Origin of the sequence: Reyranella sp. (assembly GCF_965249915.1) — a bacterium.
GTDB lineage: Bacteria > Pseudomonadota > Alphaproteobacteria > Reyranellales > Reyranellaceae > Reyranella.
Window position 1 is genome coordinate 291537 of sequence record NZ_OZ252257.1, and the last position, 16322, is coordinate 307858.

Here is a 16322-nt window from a genome sequence, read left to right on the forward strand (position 1 = left end):
AGGACCTCCTCCAGGGAGGGAGATACTTCATGATCCGTCGTTCGTTTCTGGCGCTGACCGGCCTGCTTCTGGCCGGTCCGGCGGTCGCCCAGCAGCCGCCGCTCAAGGTGGCGCTGATCTACAGCAAGACCGGTCCGCTCGAAGCCTATGCACGGCAGACCGAGGCCGGCTTCATGCTGGGCCTGGAATACGCCACCAAGGGCACGATGGAAGTCGATGGCCGCAAGATCCAGGTCATCCTGAAGGACGACCAGTTCAAGCCGGACCTCGCCAAGGCCGCTCTGGAGCAGGCCTATGGCGACGACAAGGTCGACATCGCCGTCGGCACCACCGGTTCGGCGGGCGCGCTCGCCATGCTGCCGATCGCCGAGGAGTACAAGAAGCTCCTGATCGTCGAGCCCGCCGTGGCCGACCAGATCACCGGCGAGAAGTGGAACCGCTACATCTTCCGCACCGGGCGCAACTCCACCCAGGACGCGCTGGCCTCCGCCGCGACCCTGAAGGACGAGAACATCAGCATCGCCACGCTCGCCCAGGACTATGCCTTCGGCAAGGACGGCGTCGCCGCGGTGAAGGCAGCACTCGCCGCGGTGGGTTCCAAGGCCAAGATCGTGCACGAGGAATATGCCCCGCAGGCCACGACCGATTTCACGGCGTCGGCGCAGCGCATCTTCGACGCGCTCAAGGACAAGCCCGGCCGCAAGGTCGTGGTCGTGGTGTGGGCCGGCGCCCATCCGCTGCCGAAGCTGATGGACCTCAAGCCCGAGCGCTTCGGCATCGAGATGGCGCCCGGCGGCAACCTGCTGCCGGTGATGGCCGGCTGGAAGCAGTTCCCCGGCCTCGAAGGCGCGATCTATTACTATTGGGGCTTCCCCAAGAACCCGGTGAACGACTGGCTGGTCACCGAATACAAGAAGAAGAACAACGGCGTGCCGCCGGACTTCTTCGTGGCCGGCGGCATGAGCGCCGCCATCGCGCTGGTCGAGGCCGTGAAGAAGGCCAAGTCGACCGATGCTGAGAAGCTGATCGCGGCGATGGAGGGCATGAGCTTCGAGACGCCGAAGGGCACGATGACCTTCCGCAAGGAAGACCATCAGGCCCTGCAGGAGATGTATCACTGGCGCATGAAGAAGGACGCGCCGGATAACGTCGACCTGCTCGAACTGGTGCGCGTGATCCCGGCCAGCGAGATGACGCTGCCGATCAAGAACAAGCGTTAAGGAGTCATAGGAGCGCGCCACTCCAGTGGCGCTCATGATCATGATGCGCCACTGGAGTGGCGCGCTCCCATGAGCCCGATGCTCGAAACCAAAGACCTCACCATCCGCTTCGGCGGACACGCGGCCGTCGACGGGGTGTCGTGCGCCTTCGAGAAGGGCACGCTCACCTCGATCGTCGGGCCGAACGGTGCGGGCAAGACGACCTACTTCAACCTGATCTCCGGGCAGCTCCCGGCCACCTCCGGCCGGGTGACCCTGAACGGCGAGGACATCACGAACCTCGCGGCACCGCGCCGGACGCGGCTCGGCCTGGGGCGCGCCTTCCAGCTCACCAACCTCTTTCCAAACCTCAGCACGCTCGAGAACGTGCGGCTGGCGGTGCAGGTGAAGAGCGGCAAGGGCTACGATCTGTTCAGCCGGACGCTGACGCATCGCGAGCTGATCGACCGGGCGATGGCGCATCTCGCCGCCGTATCGCTGGCCGACCGCGCCCAGGCGATCGCCGCGACCCTGCCGCACGGCGACCAGCGCAAGCTCGAGGTCGCGATCCTGCTGGCGCTCGAACCCGACGTGTTCATGTTCGACGAGCCGACGGCCGGCATGAGCATCGACGAGGTGCCGACGATTCTCGACATCATCGCCGCCATCAAGCAGCGCGGCGACAAGACCATCCTGCTGGTCGAGCACAAGATGGACGTGGTGCGCTCGCTGTCAGATCGCATCGTCGTGCTGCACCAGGGAAAGCTCGTGGCCGACGGCAAGCCCGCCGAGGTCATCAATTCCGACATCGTGCGCGAGGCGTATCTTGGAGGCGCGGTCGATGCGTGAGGATTTCCGCCGGGGGCGCGCCACTCCAGTGGCGCGATCGTTCTCTGCGTCGAACGAAGACGCGCCACTGGAGTGGCGCGCCCCCAGCCCATGAATGCTCTCCTCTCCCTGCGCGGCGTGCAGACCAACATCGGCCGCTATCACATCCTGCACGGCGTCGAGTTCGACGTGGCCGAAGGCGGGCTCACGATGCTGTTGGGACGCAACGGGGCGGGGAAGACCACGACCCTGCGCACCATCATGGGCATGTGGCGCGCCGCGGCGGGCGAGATCCGCTTCGACGGGCGCGACATCACCCATCTGCCGACGCCCGACATCGCGCGGCTGGGCATCGCCTATGTGCCCGAGAGCATGGCGATCTTCGCCGACCTCACGGTCCAGGAAAATATCGTGCTGGCCGCGCGGTCGGGACCGCCGGACCAGAAGCGGCTCGACTGGATCTTCTCGCGCTTCGAGGCGCTGAAGCGCTTCTGGACCCTGCCGGCGGGACACCTGTCGGGGGGCCAGAAGCAGATGTTGGCGGTGGCGCGCGCCATCATCGAGCCACGCCGCCTGCTGCTGATCGACGAGCCGACCAAGGGGCTGGCGCCCGCCATCATCGCCAACATGATCGACGCCTTCCGCGAGCTGAAGGACGGCGAATCGACCCTGCTGGTGGTCGAACAGAACTTCGCCTTCGCCCGTCAGCTCGGCGACACGGTCGCTGTGATGGACGACGGCAAGGTGGCGCATCGGGGCGGCATGGCGGCCTTTGCCGCCGACTCCGCGCTGCAGCAGCATCTGCTCGGGCTGGGGATGGACACGCACCAATGAAACGCGACTGGCTTCCGCTGCTGCTCATCCCGGCGCTGATGATCGGCGCCCTGCCGCTGATCGGCTCGCCGGCGAGCTGGGTCACGCTCACCGTCGCAGGGCTCGCGATGGGGCTGATGATCTTCATCATGGCCTCGGGCCTGACGCTGACCTTCGGCCTGATGGACGTGCTGAACTTCGGCCACGGCGCCTTCATCGCCGTGGGTGCCTTCGTGGCCGCCAGCGTCATGCTGGCGCTGGCGCCCTGGATGACCGCCGATTCGATCTGGCTCAACCTCGCGGCCATCGGTCCGGCCGTGCTGGCGGCGATGGTGGTGAGCGGCGTGCTGGGGCTGGGCTTCGAACGCATCATCGTGCGGCCGGTCTACGGCCAGCACCTCAAGCAGATCCTCGTGACCACCGGCGGTCTGATCGTGGCCGAGCAGCTCCTCAAGGTGATCTGGGGACCGGACCAGATCACGCTCAGCCGGCCGGCGGCCCTGCGCGGCGCCTTCCTGTTCGGCGACGTGGCGATCGAGAAGTATCGCGTGCTGGCCGTCGCGGTCGGGCTGGTCGTGTTCGCGGCCCTGGCGCTGACGCTGAACCGCACCCGTATCGGCCTGCTGATCCGGGCCGGTGTCGAGAATGGCGAGATGGTCGAGGCGCTGGGCTATCGCATCCGCCGGCTGTTCGTCGGCGTGTTCGTGGTCGGCTCGGCGCTGGCGGGCCTCGGTGGCGCCATGTGGGGCCTCTACCAGGAGACGGTGACGGCGGCGATCGGCGCCCAGGTCGCGGTGCTGGTGTTCATCGTCATCATCATCGGCGGGCTGGGGTCGGTGGGCGGCTGCTTCGTCGGCGCACTTCTGGTCGGGCTGACCGCCAACTACATCGGGTTCCTGGCGCCCAAGGTGGCGCTGGGCTCCAACATCCTGCTGATGGCGATGGTGCTGCTGTGGCGGCCGCAGGGCCTCTACCCCGTGGCGAAGAGGTAGGGCCATGCTCCGCTCGATCCTGTCCGACGATCTGCCGCGCAGCCGCTGGCTGGCGCTGGCGCTGCTGGCCATCCTGGTCGGCCTCGCGGTGGCGCCGTTCCTCTTCCCGGGCGCCAAGTCGCTGAACGTCGCGGCCAAGATCTGCGTCTTCATCGTGCTGGCGGCGTCGTTCGACCTGCTGCTGGGCTATACCGGCATCGTCTCCTTCGCCCACACGATGTTCTTCGGGATCGGCGCCTACGGTGTCGCCATTTCGCTGACGCGGATGGGGGCGGGATGGGATGCGGTCGCCGTCGGCACTGTGGCAGGGCTCGTCGTCGCCATCGTGCTGGCCACGGTGATCGGCCTGTTCAGCCTGCGCGTGCGCACGATCTTCTTCGCCATGATCACCCTGGCGGTCGCCAGCGCCTTCGCGATCCTGGCCTCGCAGCTCTCCGACCTGACGGGCGGCGAGGACGGGCTGAACTACCGGCTGCCGGCGGCTCTGCGTGCGTCCTTCTCGTTCGGCGATACGCTGTTCGGCGTGCGCCTCAACGGCCGGCTGCTGGACTATTACCTCGTCTATGCCGCGTCGCTGGCGCTGATCCTGGTCCTGCTGCGCATCGTGAACTCGCCGTTCGGCAGCGTGCTGATGGCGATCCGCGAGAACCCGTTCCGGGCCGAGGCGATCGGCTACCGCACCGTGGTCTACCGCACGATCGCGAGCTGCATCGCCGCCGCCACCGCGGCGCTGGCCGGCGCGCTGCTGGCCCTGTGGTCGAGCCAGACCAATCCCGACACGACGCTCAGCTTCGACATCATGGTCGACATCCTGCTGATGGTGGTGATCGGCGGCATGGGCACGATGTACGGCGCCGTCATCGGCGCGGTGCTTCTGGTGTTCGCCCAGAACTACCTGCAGGACCTGCTGGCGATTGCCAACAAGGCGCTGGCCGGCGTGCCGTTGCTGGCCAACCTGTTCCACCCCGACCGCTGGCTGCTGTGGCTGGGCGTGGCCTTCATCCTCTGCGTCTACTTCTTCCCGGCGGGGATCGTCGGCCGCCTGCGCCAGAAACGCTAGCCGGCGGAGGCCGGGAACGGCTCGACATAGGTCTCGCCGCTGCGGCCGTAATAGACGGCGCGCCGGCCCTGCATCGAGACGAGGTAGCCGACGCAGCCGGCTTCCATGATCCGGCAGCAGAAGGCGAGGTACTTGATCTTCCCGGCCTGGATCGCGCGGACCGCGGCCAGCACGCCGTCGGCCGAAAAGGCATCGGCGGGCGGTGTCTCGACCGTCTTGTCGATCACGCGGTGGGACTGGCCGTCGGGCATGAAATAGGTCGTCTCTCCGCGCACCAGATCGGCGTGATAGCGCTCGACGCCCGCGCCGATGAGGCGGCCGACGACCTCGCCGAAGGTGATGCGCTCCTCGTGGGAGGCCCGTGTGCATTCTTCCATGACGGCGATGTCCATGGCTCCGTCCTACTCGGTGGGGATGGTCTTGAGATCGTGGCGGCGCACGATCTCTTTCAGCGCGTTCTCGAGCGTCGCGCGTTCGGCCGGTTCGAGATGGCCGAAGAACTCCGCATCGTTGCGGTCGGCCAGTTCTGCCAGCTTCGGCACCAACGTGCGGCCTGCACCCGTCAATGACAGCGTCTGCTGGCGCCGGTCCTCGATGGATGCGGTGCGCCGGACGAGTTCCTTCACGGCCAGTCGGTCGGCAAGTTTCGAAATGGCGCCGCGGGTCATGCCCAGCCGGTCGGCCAACGTGCTGGGCTGGATATCGGCGAGGTCGAACAGCTCGCGCAGCACGACCCATTCGGCAACGGTAACGTTGAGCGCCTGCAGCTTGAGACTGAAGGCGTGCGAGACGTGGTTGGACACGAAGCGCAGCCAGTAGCCCAGGTGGGTTTCGAGATCGGAGGCCATTTGTTGACTAGGAAAGTATATATGGGTAATTGCCTAGTCAACTACTTTGGGTGCGCAGCAAGTGGCGCTCCGGCTGCATCGTAAACCGGCACAAACGAAATAAGCGAAATAAACGAAACAGTCGAAACGCAAGGAGGCCTCCGGGTTTGCGGTAGCTAGATACCGCTCGAACCCGGAGTCGCACCGCGCGGACGCGCCACTGGGCGCGGGGGTTCCCCCGCGCCCAGTGGCGCGCCCCCGGCGACCTCTAGAGTTCGATCTGGCGGATGCCGCCGCGCGGGCGGCCGGCCTCGATTTCCTGCCACAGGACCTCGTGGCCCTGGGGCAGGGGCCGGTTGTTGCGCATGGTGAGCCACAGGCGCAGCAGCAGGCGGTCGTGGCCGCTCGAGGCGTCGTCCTCGAACGGCGTGCGGCCGTGATAGGTGACGTGGCTGTTGATCAGCTGCAGGTCGCCGGGCTCGAGGGTCATCTCGAAGCACAGTTCCTCGGCGGTCTGCATCAGCACGTCGATCGCCTCGCGCTGGGCGTCGCTGAGCTTCGGCACGCCGGGCGCCATCTGCGCCGCCTCGATGAAGGTCAGCGAATAGTGCGACGTGAACTTGCCGTCGCGCAGGCCGAAGATCGGCAGCGGATAGGCGGTCTCGCGCGTCGTCGCCTCGCCGTCCTTCTTGGTGCCTTCCTCGCCGAAGCGGCTGCGCCAGTAATCCTGGAACAGCAGTTCGAGCAGGTCGGGCCGGCGCTCCAGCATCGCGTTGTGGATGGCGGGCGTCGAGGCGAGCTTGCTGACGCCGCCGGCGCGCGCCTGGCGCACGCACAGCAGGGTCACCACGTCGGTGCGGTCGGTATGGAAGCGCAGCGCACCGTTGGTCAGGGTGCGGGCGTAGGAAGAAAGGAAGGTCGAACCTTTCTCGTCCTTCGTCTCGCCGTAGGTGCGACCGACATGGGCACCCTCGTCGCGAATGGCGCGCATCAGCTCGCCGTTGCGGTTCTGGAACACCGGCGTGCCGACATGTGTTCCGATGGCGAAGTACAGGCGCCGCAGGTCCTCCTCGCTGTAGCGGTCGACCGGAATGCCGCGCAGCTTCACGATACCGCTGCCATTCTCCAGTTCGTCGGCAATGTCGTCGAACAGCTCGTCGAGGGTCGGGAGGTGGAAGTCGCCGCGCGTGATCTCCGACCATTCCATGCCGCGCAGGCCCTTGAGGGCAGCGTCGAGCTCGTCGACGCCATCCGGCGTCAGCGTGCGAATCCAGCGGTTGGAATTCTTGATGTCCTGGCCATGCCAGACGGACGGACCGGTGAGGGGTGTGCGACTGCTCATGGTCCCGAGACTAGCAGACCGCGCCCCCGGTTGCTCAACTGTCAATCGGTCGCGCAGTGGGCGCGCGGGCTGCAAAAATTCCGCCGGCTGTTCATCCGATGGCTGATCAGGGGAGCGGCTTGCGCATGGTGATCGAGGTCGGATGGTCGAAACCCGGATGGGCCTCGCGCGAGGTCTCGCGATAGCCCCGCGCCTGAAAGAGGCGCTGATTGTCCGTGAGGACGATGCGCACGCCCAGGCGTACGCCGGAAAGGCCGCGCCTGCAGGCTTCGGCCTCGACCGCATCGATCAATCGCTTCGCCAGACCCTGGCCGCGCGCCGAGGGCACGACCGAGAGACGGCCGAAATACAGATCGCCCTCGACCTCTTCCACCAGCACGCAGCCCACCATCTCGCCGTTCCGCTCCGCGACGATCGCGCCGGTGCCCCGTTCGAGTTCGGCGGCGATGGTCTCCGGCGTCTCGCGAAAGGCGCCGGACTCCGGCACGAGCCTTCCGCGATATTGGGCGAACGACGCGGCGATGACGGTGGCGATCGCGGCGGCATCGCCGGCGGTTGCGGCGCGCAGGACGAGGGTGTCGCTCATGCGCACTTTCTCGCGTAGGCTCCGCGCAAAATCGAGAGGAAAAGTACATGGCCTTGATCACCTACCTGACCCGTATCCAGTTCGACTTCGGCGCGCTGAAGCTGCTCGAGGCCGAATTGCAGCTCATGGGCATGCGCCGCCCGCTGATCGTCACCGACAAGGGCGTCATCGCGGCCGGCCTGTGGGCCAAGGTCAAGGAACAGCTGCCCGGCAACATGCCGATCACGATCTACGACGAGACGCCGGAGAACCCGACGGAAGCGGCCATGCGCGACGCGCTCAAGATCTACAAGGAGGAAGGCTGCGACGGCATCATCGCCATCGGCGGCGGCTCGCCGATGGATCTGGCCAAGGCCGTCGCGCTGATGGCGACGCATCCCGGCCCGTCGTTGCAGGCCTATTCCTTCGTCGAGGGCGGGGCGGGCAAGATCACCGCGGCGGTGGCGCCGATGGTCGCGATCCCGACCACCTCCGGCACCGGCAGCGAAGTGAGCCGCGGCGGCGTCATCATCATGGATTCGGGCCGCAAGCTCGCCATCGGCAGCCCCTACCTGATCCCGCGGCTGGCGCTGATCGACCCCGAGCTGACGATGAGCCTGCCGCCGCATCTCACGGCCGGCACCGGCATGGATGCGCTCACGCACAATATCGAATGCTACCTCGCCAACGTCTTCAATCCGCCGGCCGATTCGATCGCGCTCGACGGGTTGGAGAAGGCGTGGAAGTACGTCGAGCGCGCCACCAAAGACGGGCAGGACCGCGAGGCGCGCTACAACATGGCGGTGGCCGCCATGGAAGGCGCCATGGTCTTCCAGAAGGGGCTGGGCGCCGTGCACGCGCTCTCGCATCCGACCGGCGGCCTCAAGGGCTACCGGCTGCACCACGGCACGCTGAACGCGATCTATCTTCCCGCCGTGCTGCGCTTCAACGAGCCGGCCGTGGGCGACAAGTTCAAGCGCGTGGCGCAGGTGATGGGCCTGCCTGAAAGCGAAGCCAATGCCGAAGGCGTGGCCAATGCGGTGTCGGCGCTCAACGAGCGGCTGGGTATCCCGAAGGGGCTCGGCGCAGCGGGGCTGGCGCAGGACACGATCGAGAAGATCGCCGACGGGGCGATGGGCGACCATTGCCACCTCTCGACGCCGCGCCAGCCGACCAAGGCGCAGTACATCGACCTGATCGAACAATCGTGGGGCTGACATGAAGGTCAAGGGCAAGGTCTGCGTCGTCACCGGCGCGGCGGGCGGTATCGGCGAGGCGATCGCGCGGCGCTTTGCGAAGGAAGGCGCCAAGGGGCTGGTCGTGGCCGACATGGATGCCGGCCGACTCGACAAGGTGGCCAAGGACATCGGTGCGTTCGCGGTGGCGGGCGACATCGGCCAGGAGGCCGAGGTGAAGCGGCTGATCGCCGAGGCGGAGAAGAAGTACGGCGAGATCGACATCTTCTTCTCCAACGCCGGCATCGGCCGCGGCGGGCACGAGGATGCGACCGACAAGGACTGGGCCGATTCGTGGGCGATCCACGTCATGGCCCATGTCTATGCCGCGCGGGCGCTGGTGCCGCAGATGCTGAAGCGCGGCGAGGGCTATCTGCTCAACACCGCGAGCGCGGCCGGCCTGCTGGCCTCGATGGGCTCGGCGCCCTACGGTGTCACCAAGAACGCCGCCGTGGCGCTGGCCGAGCATCTCTCCATCCAGTACGGCGACCGCGGCATCCGGGTCTCCGTGCTCTGCCCTCAGGCGGTGGACACCAACATGCTGCGCATGGCCGGCGCGACCGCGGCCTCGGTCGACGGCGTGATCAACACCGATGCGGTGGCCCAGACGGTGATCGAGGCGATGGACGAGGAGCGCTTCCTGATCCTGCCGCACCCCGAGGTGAAGGAATACATGGTGCGCAAGCTCGACCGCGATCGCTGGCTGCGCGGCATGCGCCGCCTGCGCGACAAGACGGGCGAGGGGCAGGAGAAGCGCTAAACTCAACTCAGATTCCTCCCCCGTCAAACGGGGGAGGTGGCCCGAAGGGCCGGAGGGGGAAGGCCATGAGTCTGAACCTTTCGCCGATTCGAAATCTTCGTGTTGCCTTCCCCCTCCCAGCCTCCCCCGTCAGACGGGGAGGTGAAAGAGATGGGCAACGGTCACTCATGATCCCCTACATCCAATCCCTGTTCGCCGAGACCGGCCTCTGGACGGCGCTGGGCGTCACGCTGATCGCGGGCCTGATGCGCGGCTTCGCGGGCTTCGGCTCGGCGATGCTGATGGCGCCGATCTTCGCCATCCTGTTCGGCTCGGCGGAGATGGTGGTGACCGTTGTCGCCATCGAGCTCGTGGTGTCGCTGCAGCTCTTTCCGCAGGTTCGCCGCCATGCCGACTGGAAACTGCTGACGCCGATGAGCCTCGCGGCGTGCCTGGCCATGCCCGCAGGCGTCTGGCTGCTGGCGAGCGTGAACAAGAACACGATCGTGACGGCGGTGTCGGCCGTGATCGTGGGCTTCGTGCTGCTGATGTGGACGGGCTGGAAATACACCGGCCGGCGGTCGACCGTGGCCACCGTGATCGTCGGCGCCGTCTCGGGCGCGATGATGGCCACGACCAGCGTCGGCGGGCCGCCGGTGCTGCTCTATCTCCTGTCGGGCAACGATCCGCCGCAGGTCAACCGCGCCAACATCGTCACCTACTATTTCCTGACGCAGTTCCTGCTGATCGTGATCGTGCTGGCGACCGGCGTCGCGGGCGTCGATGCGCTGGTCCGCGCGGTCGTGCTGTTCCCGGTCATGGTCGCGGGGGCCTGGGCCGGCGGGCAGATGTTCCACGGTCTTGCCAGCGAGCGGCTGTACCGCAACGTGGCCCTCACGATCCTATTCCTGACCGGCCTGTTTGGTCTCTTGAGGAACTGGCTGGTGAGCTGAGAGACGGTGTAAGATGCATCAGCCATGGAGATTTGCATGCGTATCATCGCCGCCGGATTTGCCACTCTCGTTCTTACCCTTGGTTTCTCGTCCGCTTCACGGGCCGACGAACTCATGACCGAATGCATGGTCACGGCCTCGGAGAAGATGTGCCAATGCATCATCGGACGCATCCCGGCCGACCAGCGCGCCAACGCGATCCTCGGGCTGCGCAAGTCGAACCAGTCGGTGAGTGTGAGCGGCAACCTGCTCAACCCGTCGAACCTCTCGCCGCAGGAGATGCAGGGCCTGAACGCGGTCGTCGCGGCCCAGGCGTACTGCATGTAGCCTGCGAAACTTCAGGCGCTCCGCAATCCTCTAGGCTTGCGCTGAACGTCGCGTTATCTTGCCACCCATAGAGTTGATGCCGGTTAACGGCGCGATCCATGGGAGGGCCTTGATGGCACTGTTTTCACGCAGATTTGGTCTGGTGGCGGCGCTCGCCGTCGGTCTGGCAGCTCCGGCCTTCGCCCAGGCGCCGGCTGCGACACCGGTGCGCGGCGGCGCCCTGACGATCGGTGTCGAGAGCGACTTCGAAGGCTTCGATCCGATCCGCGCCGGCGTCTATTCCAATTCGACGGTGACCGCGGCTTCGCTCTTCTACGAGACGCTGATGCGGCTCGACGACAAGGGCAACCTGCTGCCGGCGCTCGCCTTGTCGATGACGCCCAACGAGGATGGCAGCGTCTGGACGGCCAAGATACGCCCGAACGTGAAATGGCACGACGGCACGCCGTTCACCGCTCAGGCCGTGGCCGACCATTTCAACCGCCTGCTCGATCCGGCCAACCGCTTCGCCGGCCGCGCCTATCTCGCCATCGACAAGGTCGAGGCGCCGGACGATCTGACCGCCGTCTTCAAGATGCGCGGGCCCAACGCGGCGCTGCCGCGGACGCTGGCGCAACCCACGGTCACGACGCTGATCATCTCGGTGAAGGCTGCCCAGGAGAAGGGCGCCGACTACAACCGCAATCCCGTCGGCACCGGCCCGTTCGTGTTCAAGGAATGGCGCGCCGCCGACCGGCTGGTCGCCGAGCGCAACCCCGACTACTGGGACAAGGACAAGCCCTATCTCGACCGCGTGACCGTGCGGCCGCTTCCCGATTCGGACGCGCGCTACGCCAGTCTGGTCAAGGGCGACGTCCAGGTGATCTGGGAGGACCGCGCCGAGAACATCGTCAAGGCCAAGAAGGACAAGAACCTGCGTGTGCTGACCTGGGTGGGCAGCGGTGCGCTCGTCATTCCGCTCAACACCCAGCGCGAGCCGCTGAACGACAAGCGCGTGCGCCAGGCCGTCTCGATGGCGCTGAACCGCAAGGCCAACGCCGCCGTGCTGACCCAGGGGCTGCGCCCGGTCTACGACGATCCGTATGGGCCGAGCTCGGGGATCGAGTGCAAGGATAGCGGGGCGCTGAAGTACGATCCGGCAGCGGCGCGCAAGCTGATCGCGGACTACGGCAAGCCCGTGAAGCTGACCATGACGGTCACCGCCTCGCCGCGCGGCCGCGAGGGCGCACAGGTCTTCCAGGCCGATATGAAGAAGGCCGGCATCGACGTCGAGATCAAGCCGGTCGACCAGACGCAGCTGGTGAAGGAGGCGCTCACGCGCGACTTCCAGGTCACCGGTTGGCGCATCATCGACCTGGCCGACGTCGATCCGCAGATGTTCGCCAACTTCCACTCGAAGAGCCCGATCAACTTCTCCGGCTACAACAACGCCGAAGTCGACCGGCTGCTGCTGGTGGGACGCACCAGCCTCGACGAGAACAAGCGCAAGGAAGCTTACTGCGACCTGATCAAGATCCTGAACGACGACGCGGTCTGGCTGTGGTCCGGCAGCAACATCGACTTCGCCATCACCCGCGCCAACGTGCACGGGATTCCGGGGCTGCGCGGCGGCGCGGTGCAGGTCGAGGGCGCGTGGCTCACCAAGTAGGGAACGTGCGAAGCGAGTAGCGTAGGCGTTTGCGATGCCGTGGCTCGTGCGCCAGGTGGTGCGGCTGGTGGTGGTGCTGTTCTGCGTCACCCTGCTGACCTACATGATCGTCAACATCCTGCCGGGTGACGTGGCGATCGTGATCCTGGGGAGCCTCGCGACTCCCCAGGACATTGCCGGGCTGCGCGCCGACCTCGGCCTCGACCGGCCCATGCTGGTGCGTTACTTCGACTGGCTGGGATCGGCGCTGTCGGGCGACCTCGGCCGCTCCTATCGCAGCGGCGAGCCCGTGGTGCAGGCGATCCTCGACCGGTTGCCCGTGTCGCTGCAGCTCATGGTGATGGCGCAGGTCATCGCGCTGGGGATTGCGATCCCGGTGGCGCTGCTGTCGGTAAGGCGGCCCGGCGGTTTGTTCGACCGCCTCTCGGCCTCCGCCGCCTTCGGCTTTCTCGCGATGCCCAACTTCATGCTGGGCATCGTGCTGATCTACCTCTTCTCGGTCACCTTCGACCTCCTGCCGGCGACCGGCTTCACGCCGATGTCCGAAGGCCTGTGGGACAATTTCGAATCGATGATCCTGCCGTCACTGACCCTGGGACTCATCGAGTGGACCGTGCTGATGCGCGTGCTGCGCTCGGACCTTCTGACCACGCTCAAGGAGGACTTCATCCTGCTGGCGCGGGCCAAGGGCCTGCCGCCGTGGCGTGTCCTGCTGCAGCACGCGCTGCGGCCCTCGTCGTTCACCCTGATCACCATCCTCGGCCTCAACATCGGCGGGCTGATCGGCGGCGCGGTGATCGTGGAACAGATCTTCGCCTTGCCCGGCGTCGGCCGGCTGCTGCTGGGCGGCATCTTCAATCGCGACCTGATCCTCGTGCAGGGCACCGTGGCCTTCATCGCGGTGGGCTTCGTGGTCATCAACTTCCTGGTCGACATGCTCTATGCCGTGCTCGACCCGAGGGTGCGTCATGTCCGCTTCCGCAGCTAAGAACGTGGTCGTCGCCGCGACGCGGCCGCGTCGCCGCTGGCACTGGGCGCTCGCCCTGCCGATGGGCTGGATGCTTTTGGTAGTCTTCCTCGCGATCACCGCCGACTGGATCGGCCTGCCCGATCCGTCGGCGCAGGAATTGATCCTGCGTCGCAAGCCGCCCTCCGCCGAATTCCTGCTGGGAACCGACAATCTCGGCCGCGACATGCTCTCGCGCGTGATCTACGGCGCCCGCACCTCTCTGATCGTCGGCATCTGCGCGCCGTTCCTGGGCTTCCTGATCGGCGGCGCAATCGGCATGAGCGCCGGCTATTTCCGCGGCAAGGTCGATCTGCTGGCGGTCGGCTTCATCGACATCCTGCTGGCCTTCCCGTCGCTGGTGCTGGCGCTCACCTTCACCGCCTATCTCGGGCAGAGCCTGTTCAACGTCACCCTGGCGCTCGGCATCCTGTCGATCCCCGCGGCCGCGCGTGTGTCGCGCGCCAATACGCTGGCCTGGGCCAACCGCGACTTCGTGCTGGCCGCCCGCACCGTCGGCGCCAGCGACTGGCGCATCCTGACCCGCGAGATCCTGCCCAATCTCCTGCCGCCGATGTTCGCCTTCTGGCTGGTGGCGATCAGCGTGATCATCGTGGCCGAAGGTGCGCTGTCGTTCCTGGGGCTGGGCATCCCGGCGCCGCAGCCGAGCTGGGGCGGCATGATCGCCGACGGGCGCGAGGCGCTCGACGTGGCGCCCTACACCGCGCTGATCCCGGCGGCTGTGATGTTCGCCACCGTCCTGTCGCTCAATTTCCTGGGAGACATGGTGCGCAACCGGGTCGATCCGCGGAGGTCGGCACTGTGAGCGGCCAGGCGAAGAGCTCGGCGCCGCTCCTGTCGGTGCGCAACGCCCAGGTGAGCTTCTCCACCGTCCGCGGTCCCCTGCGCGCCGTCGACGGCGTGTCGTTCGACCTCCACGAGGGGCGGACGCTGGGCATCGTGGGCGAATCCGGATCGGGCAAGTCGGTGCTGGTGCGCTCGCTGATCGGCCTGGTTGGCGCCGGGTCGGGCGCCGGTGTGGCCGGCCAGGTCCTGTTCGAGGGGCGCGATCTTCGCGGTCTGTCGCCGCGGGAGTTTCGCAAGGTCCTTGGCACCGAGATCGGCATCGTGTTCCAGGATCCGATGACCTCGCTCAACCCGGTGATGAAGATCGGCCGCCAGATCGGCGAGGGGCTGCGTCTGAACCGTGGGCTGGATTCGAAGGCGGCCGCGCGCCGCGCCGTCGAACTTCTGAGCGAGGTCGGCATCCCCGAGCCGGACCGCCGCGCGCAGCAATATCCGCACGAACTGTCGGGCGGCATGCGCCAGAGGGTGGCCATCGCCATTGCCATCGCCTGCGCGCCCAAGCTGCTGATCGCCGACGAGCCGACGACGGCGCTCGACGTGACCGTGCAACGCCAGATCCTCGACCTGCTGCAGGGTGAGCAGCGCCAGCGCGGGATGGCGATGATCCTGATCACCCACGATCTCGGCGTGGCCGCGGGCCGCAGCGACGACATCATGGTGATGTATGCCGGCCGCGCCGTGGAAACGGCAGCGACGCGCGAAATCTTCCGCTCGCCCCGCATGCCGTACACCGAGGCGCTTCTGCGCTCGCTGCCGCGGCTCACCGATCCGACGCACACGCGGCTCAGCGCCATTCCCGGCCGGCCGCCGGACCTGGCGCGGCGCAGCGGCGGCTGTGCCTTCGGACCGCGCTGCCTCTATCGCACGGAACGGTGCGAGGCCGAGCAACCGGCGCTGACGATGGACGGCGCGCGCGGTTATGCCTGTTTCCATCCGCGCGGCGTGGAGGGAGAGGCGGCATGAGCGATCTCCTCGCCATCCAGAATCTCGTGGTCGAATACCCGGTGGGCGGCGGGCGCCACGTCCATGCCGTGAGCGACGTCACGCTCTCGGTGAAGCAGGGCGAGACGCTGGGCCTCGTCGGTGAATCGGGATCGGGCAAGTCGTCGCTGGCGCGCGCGCTGCTGCAGCTGCCGCCGCCCAAGGCCGGCGCCGTGGTGTTCGACGGCCAGGACCTGACGAAGATGCGCGGCCAGGCGCTGCGCGCGGTGCGGCCGCGCCTGCAGATGATCTTCCAGGACCCGATCGCCTCGCTCAATCCGCGCCGCAAGGTCGCCGAGATCATCGCCGAGCCGCTGATCGTGTCGGGCGTCTCCGATGCCGCCGAGCGCACTCGCCGCGTCCGCGCCGTCATGGAGGCAGTCGGCCTCGATCCCGATCTCGTCTGGAACAGGAGACCGCACGAATTCTCCGGCGGCCAATGCCAGCGCATCGCCATTGCGCGCGCCCTCGTGCTCGAGCCCGGCCTGATCGTGTGCGACGAGCCGGTTTCGGCGCTCGACGTCTCGATCCGGGCTCAGATCGTCAACCTCCTGGAGGACATGAAGGCGCGGTTCGGCCTCACGCTCCTGTTCATCGCCCACGATCTCGCGGTGGTGAAGTCGGTGTCGGACCGGGTCGCGGTCATGTATCTCGGCCGGCTCTGCGAGGTGGCCGATTCCGATTCGCTGTTCGCGACGCCGGCGCATCCCTATACGGCCGCACTGATGGCCGCGATCCCGGTACCCGATCCGGACGTCCCCCTGGGCGACACCAAGCTGAAGCCGGGCGACCCGCCATCGCCGCTCGACCCGCCCTCGGGCTGCCGCTTCCGCACGCGCTGCCCGCATGCGCAGCCGCGCTGCACGGACGAGGTGCCGCCGCTGCGCCGGATCGCGGCGGGCCGCGAGGTTGCCTGCCACTTCCCGCTGATCGGCTGAGG

General features: G+C 67.2%; 17 protein-coding genes and 1 pseudogene. 14 read left to right on the top strand and 4 right to left on the bottom strand.

Going from position 1 to position 16322, the window contains the following annotated elements; all coding sequences use genetic code 11:
• The first annotated feature begins 29 nt into the window (after positions 1 to 29).
• The 5 genes from ACP15H_RS01415 (at position 30) to ACP15H_RS01435 (ending at position 4892) form a co-directional block, all read left to right on the top strand.
• Positions 30 to 1220 carry a substrate-binding domain-containing protein gene (locus ACP15H_RS01415; protein WP_425064442.1) on the top strand — a complete coding sequence of 397 codons (1191 nt, stop codon included), beginning with the start codon at positions 30 to 32 and terminating at the stop codon, positions 1218 to 1220.
• A gap of 69 nt (positions 1221 to 1289) precedes the next feature.
• Entirely contained in the window at positions 1290 to 2048 is a 759-nt protein-coding gene (locus tag ACP15H_RS01420) for an ABC transporter ATP-binding protein (protein ID WP_425064443.1), read from the top strand.
• A 90-nt stretch (positions 2049 to 2138) separates the two neighbouring features.
• Positions 2139 to 2861: an ABC transporter ATP-binding protein gene (locus ACP15H_RS01425; protein WP_425064444.1), complete on the top strand. Its 723-nt coding sequence runs from the start codon at positions 2139 to 2141 to the stop codon at positions 2859 to 2861.
• Positions 2858 to 3832 (top strand): branched-chain amino acid ABC transporter permease, encoded by a 975-nt coding sequence (locus tag ACP15H_RS01430; protein WP_425064445.1) that lies wholly within the window; start codon positions 2858 to 2860, stop codon positions 3830 to 3832. The genes ACP15H_RS01425 and ACP15H_RS01430 overlap by 4 nt, the downstream gene beginning before the upstream one ends.
• A 4-nt stretch (positions 3833 to 3836) precedes the next feature.
• Positions 3837 to 4892, top strand: a complete 1056-nt coding sequence (locus ACP15H_RS01435) for a branched-chain amino acid ABC transporter permease (protein ID WP_425064446.1) — start codon at positions 3837 to 3839, stop codon at positions 4890 to 4892.
• Here ACP15H_RS01435 and ACP15H_RS01440 read toward each other — a convergent pair.
• The 4 genes and pseudogenes from ACP15H_RS01440 to ACP15H_RS01455 form a co-directional block, all read right to left on the bottom strand.
• The gene (locus ACP15H_RS01440) at positions 4889 to 5284 is read right to left on the bottom strand and encodes a DUF1398 domain-containing protein (RefSeq protein WP_425064447.1); all 396 of its coding nucleotides are present in this window, start codon (positions 5282 to 5284) and stop codon (positions 4889 to 4891) included. The genes ACP15H_RS01435 and ACP15H_RS01440 overlap by 4 nt on opposite strands.
• Positions 5285 to 5293: 9 nt before the next feature.
• Entirely contained in the window at positions 5294 to 5740 is a 447-nt protein-coding gene (locus ACP15H_RS01445) for a MarR family winged helix-turn-helix transcriptional regulator (protein WP_425064448.1), read from the bottom strand.
• A gap of 247 nt (positions 5741 to 5987) precedes the next feature.
• Positions 5988 to 7061, bottom strand: coding sequence for a TauD/TfdA family dioxygenase (locus tag ACP15H_RS01450; RefSeq protein ID WP_425064449.1), 1074 nt, complete (start codon positions 7059 to 7061; stop codon positions 5988 to 5990).
• 106 nt (positions 7062 to 7167) lie between these two features.
• Positions 7168 to 7659, bottom strand: a pseudogene (locus ACP15H_RS01455) (GNAT family N-acetyltransferase); the annotation flags it as partial.
• Between the two features lie 35 nt (positions 7660 to 7694).
• Here ACP15H_RS01455 and ACP15H_RS01460 point away from each other — a divergent pair.
• From ACP15H_RS01460 to ACP15H_RS01500, 9 genes are all read left to right on the top strand, one after another.
• Complete coding sequence (locus ACP15H_RS01460) at positions 7695 to 8843, top strand: iron-containing alcohol dehydrogenase (protein WP_425064450.1); 1149 nt, start codon at positions 7695 to 7697, stop codon at positions 8841 to 8843.
• Between the two features lies 1 nt (position 8844).
• The gene (locus ACP15H_RS01465; RefSeq protein ID WP_425064451.1) at positions 8845 to 9621 is read left to right on the top strand and encodes an SDR family oxidoreductase; all 777 of its coding nucleotides are present in this window, start codon (positions 8845 to 8847) and stop codon (positions 9619 to 9621) included.
• A 167-nt stretch (positions 9622 to 9788) separates the two neighbouring features.
• Positions 9789 to 10553, top strand: a complete 765-nt coding sequence (locus ACP15H_RS01470) for a TSUP family transporter (protein ID WP_425064452.1) — start codon at positions 9789 to 9791, stop codon at positions 10551 to 10553.
• 36 nt (positions 10554 to 10589) lie between these two features.
• On the top strand, positions 10590 to 10880 hold the full coding sequence (locus ACP15H_RS01475) for a hypothetical protein (protein WP_425064453.1): 291 nt from the start codon (positions 10590 to 10592) through the stop codon (positions 10878 to 10880).
• Positions 10881 to 10992: 112 nt separating this feature from the next.
• Positions 10993 to 12528: an ABC transporter substrate-binding protein gene (locus ACP15H_RS01480; RefSeq protein ID WP_425064454.1), complete on the top strand. Its 1536-nt coding sequence runs from the start codon at positions 10993 to 10995 to the stop codon at positions 12526 to 12528.
• 34 nt (positions 12529 to 12562) lie between these two features.
• Entirely contained in the window at positions 12563 to 13516 is a 954-nt protein-coding gene (locus ACP15H_RS01485; RefSeq protein WP_425064455.1) for an ABC transporter permease, read from the top strand.
• Positions 13497 to 14360: an ABC transporter permease gene (locus ACP15H_RS01490; protein ID WP_425064456.1), complete on the top strand. Its 864-nt coding sequence runs from the start codon at positions 13497 to 13499 to the stop codon at positions 14358 to 14360. Before ACP15H_RS01485 ends, ACP15H_RS01490 begins: the two co-directional genes overlap by 20 nt.
• Positions 14357 to 15364, top strand: coding sequence for an ABC transporter ATP-binding protein (locus ACP15H_RS01495; protein WP_425064457.1), 1008 nt, complete (start codon positions 14357 to 14359; stop codon positions 15362 to 15364). The genes ACP15H_RS01490 and ACP15H_RS01495 overlap by 4 nt, the downstream gene beginning before the upstream one ends.
• A complete protein-coding gene (locus ACP15H_RS01500) occupies positions 15361 to 16320 on the top strand; it encodes an ABC transporter ATP-binding protein (RefSeq protein WP_425064458.1) in 960 nt (319 codons plus the stop codon). Before ACP15H_RS01495 ends, ACP15H_RS01500 begins: the two co-directional genes overlap by 4 nt.
• The last annotated feature ends 2 nt before the right edge of the window (positions 16321 to 16322 follow it).